The organism is Zavarzinia sp. (assembly GCF_049306435.1).
In the GTDB taxonomy this organism is placed as follows: Bacteria; Pseudomonadota; Alphaproteobacteria; order Zavarziniales; family Zavarziniaceae; genus Zavarzinia.
Genome location: NZ_JBAQRT010000162.1, coordinates 1 through 3,423, shown reverse-complemented (window position 1 = coordinate 3,423; position 3,423 = coordinate 1). Strand labels below are relative to the sequence as shown.

Here is a 3,423-nt window from a genome sequence, read left to right as displayed (position 1 = left end):
CCCCGCTCGCCGTCCCCCTCGCCGGCCCCGTGGAAGCCCGTTCCGCCGCGGCCGAATCCGTCGTCGCCGAGCCTCCCCCCGAGGGCCGGCGCATCGTCGAGTCCCCGTCCAAGGTGGCGAAGCCGGGCAAGCGCGCGCTCGAGGAAAGCCAGGCCGCGCTCGATCTCGGCGTGACCGAGGGCCAGTATCAGCTGCCGCCGCTCTCGCTGCTGAAACCCGCGCCCAGGCGGGAATCGGAAGCGATCGACGAGGCGGCGCTGGAGACCAACGCCCGCCTGCTCGAATCCGTGCTCGATGATTTCGGCGTGCGCGGCAATATCGTGAAGGTGCGCCCCGGCCCGGTTGTCACGCTCTATGAACTCGAACCCGCGCCGGGCACCAAATCGGCCCGGGTGATCGGCCTCGCCGACGATATCGCCCGCTCGATGAGCGCGATCTCGGCCCGCGTCTCGGTGGTGCCGGGGCGGAACGCCATCGGCATCGAATTGCCGAACGTGAAGCGCGAGACGGTGTGGCTGTCGGAAATCCTGTCGTCGCAGGAATATGAAAAAACCGCCTCGGCCCTGACCATCGCCCTCGGCAAGGATATCGGCGGCGCGCCGATCGTCGCCGACCTTGCCCGGATGCCGCATCTTCTCGTCGCCGGCACCACCGGTTCGGGCAAGTCGGTCGCGGTCAACACCATGATCCTGTCGCTGCTCTACCGGCTGCCGCCGGACCAGTGCAAGCTGATCATGGTCGATCCCAAGATGCTCGAACTCTCGGTCTACGAGGGGATTCCCCATCTGCTCGCCCCCGTGGTGACCGAGCCGGCCAAGGCCGTGGTCGCCATGAAATGGGCCGTGCGCGAGATGGAGGACCGTTATCGCAAGATGTCGCGCCTCGGTGTCCGCAATATCGCCGGCTACAACGCCCGCATCGCCGAGGCCAAGGCCAAGGGCGAGGAATTGAAGCGCACGGTGCAGACCGGCTTCGAAGCCTCGACCGGCAAGCCGATCTTCGAGGAACAGGCGATCGCGCTCGAGCCCCTGCCCTTCATCGTCATCATCGTCGACGAATTCGCCGATCTGATGATGGTCGCCGGCAAGGACATCGAAGGCGCGATCCAGCGCCTCGCCCAGATGGCGCGCGCCGCCGGGATGCATCTGATCCTGGCGACCCAGCGTCCCTCGGTCGATGTCATCACCGGCACGATCAAGGCGAATTTCCCGACGCGGATCTCGTTCCAGGTCACCTCCAAGATCGACAGCCGCACCATCCTGGGCGAACAGGGCGCGGAACAGCTGCTCGGCCAGGGCGACATGCTCTACATGGCCGGCGGCGGGCGCATCACCCGCGTCCATGGTCCCTTCTGCTCCGATCAGGAAGTGGAAGACGTCATCGCCTTCCTCAAGGCGCAGGGCGTGCCCGACTATGTCGAGGCGGTGACCGAGGAGCCGGAGGGCATGGAAGCCCTGGAAGATGGCGGCGCGGCGGGCACGGGCGACGACCTCTACGACCGCGCGGTCGCCATCGTCGCACGCGAGGGCAAGGCCTCGACCAGCTTCATCCAGCGCCATCTGCAGATCGGCTACAACCGCGCCGCCCGCATCATCGAACAGATGGAAGACGCCGGCATCGTCGGCAAGCCGAACCACGTCGGCAAGCGCGAGGTCCTGATCAACGAGGCCGGGGAGCGGGTGCTGTAAGCCGGCACGCGAGAAGCGCGATGGAGAGACGCTACAGATTGGTGAAATGATATTGCCGGAATATGTTTTCGGTTGAAATCCTCGCAGAAAGACAGCACCGTTGACCAATCGGGATCCGTGTGATGCTCGGTGGGTCTGTCTTTTTTGCGAGTGGGCATGATGGATTATTCGCGGCGTTCATTTCTGACCACTCTGGGGACGAGCACTTTTCTGCTGGGGGTGCCTTCCGCCTGGGGGGCGAGTGCCAGGCGCTTTCAGGTGGTCGTCTACGGCGCTTCCTTTTCGGGTCTTTTCGCGGCCTATGCCGCAGCGCGCGAAGGGATGAAAGTGGCCTTGGTCGCCGGCCCCACGGCGACGGGCGGTGTTACCGCCAACGGCCTTGGCCATTCCGATGTCACGCACAGTAAATCGCTCGAAGACAACAAGCTCGGCGGCCTTACGGCCCGCTTCTACAAGGCCATGGGCAAGGTCTATGGCAAACCCTATTCCTATCAGTTCGAGCCTCACGCGGCGCTGAAGTTCTTCCTTGACGTGCTCGACGAATCGAATGTGCCCTTTTTCCAGCGCGAGTTCGACGAGCGCCGCCCGCTGCTGAAGGAAGGTACGGCGATCAAGTCTCTGTTTCTCGAGGACGGCACGCAGATCGACGGTGACGTCTTCATCGACTGCACCTATGAAGGCGACCTCATGGCGGCGGCGGGGGTATTGTTCGAAGTCGGCCGGGACAGCCGCAAGAAATTCGGCGAGTCCATGGCCGGTTTTGGCGTTGCCCAGCGCGTCGTTTCCAAGATCAAGGCGCGGGATTCCTCCGGCCGACTGATCCCGTTGATCAAGCCCTATCCCAAGCGGCTGGCGGTCGGCGATGCGGACGCGGGGGTCATGTCCTATAGCTACCGCACCTGCCTGACCAATGACCCACACGACCGGATACGCTTCAAGAAGCCGCCGCGCTACAACGCCGACTGGTATCTGCTCGATCTTCAGCGGGCGATATCGCGTGAGGGCTTCCACGCCGGCACGACCCTGGCCGGGACCAAGAAGGTCGACCGCAACAACGACGAACCCGTGGGAGAGAACTGGGGATACACGCTGGCCAACCGGGCGCAGCGCAAGGCGATCACCGATTTTCACAAGACCTATGCCGCCGGGCGGTTGTACTTCTACGGCAACGATCCCCGCGTACCCAAATATTTCCGCGACTCGATCAACGAATGGGGCCTGGCGTCCAGCGAGTTCGAGCACAGCGGCAACTGGCCGCGCCAGATGTACATCCGGGAATCGCGGCGTCTGTGGGGGATGTACAAGCTGAAGCAGCAGGACCTCAATGCCGGCGCGGTATTCAGCGACGCCATGCTGTCCTGGAGTTACGGCATCGACGGCCATTCGGTGCAATACCTCGAGGGGCCGAACGGCGAGATGATCATCGAGGGGGCCCGCATCTCCGACGTCGAGGGCTATAAGTCCATCAAGCGCTACCAGGTGCCCATGCGCGCCTTCCTGCCGGACAAGAACCACTGCACCAATCTCATCGTGCCGGTCTGCGCTTCGGTCAGCCGGATCGCCAACTGCAGCTACCGCATGGAGCCGGCCTATATGAAAGCCGGCGAAGCCGCCGGCATCATCGCCGCGCGCGCGGTCCAGGGGAAATCGACCGTGCAGCGGGTCGACGCCTCCGGTGTCCGCTCGCGCCTGCTGAACTGGGGCGCAATCATCTAAAGGCGTGGCGGGCTGGCAC

At 64.3% G+C, this 3,423-nt stretch carries 2 protein-coding genes; both read left to right on the top strand.

Translation table 11 applies throughout. From position 1 onward, the window contains the following. Positions 1-1,688: DNA translocase FtsK (locus WAZ62_RS09055; RefSeq protein ID WP_422643201.1), on the top strand; the 1,688-nt coding region annotated here is incomplete at its 5' end. A gap of 156 nt (positions 1,689-1,844) precedes the next feature. Beyond that, the gene (locus WAZ62_RS09050) at positions 1,845-3,404 is read left to right on the top strand and encodes an FAD-dependent oxidoreductase (RefSeq protein WP_422643200.1); all 1,560 of its coding nucleotides are present in this window, start codon (positions 1,845-1,847) and stop codon (positions 3,402-3,404) included. Positions 3,405-3,423 lie beyond the last annotated feature (19 nt).

What these genes read in the sequence shown, in the direction of transcription:
- WAZ62_RS09050 (WP_422643200.1), top strand. Translation starts at nt 1,845, where the DNA reads ATGATGGATTATTCGCGGCGTTCATTTCTGACCACTCTGGGGACGAGC.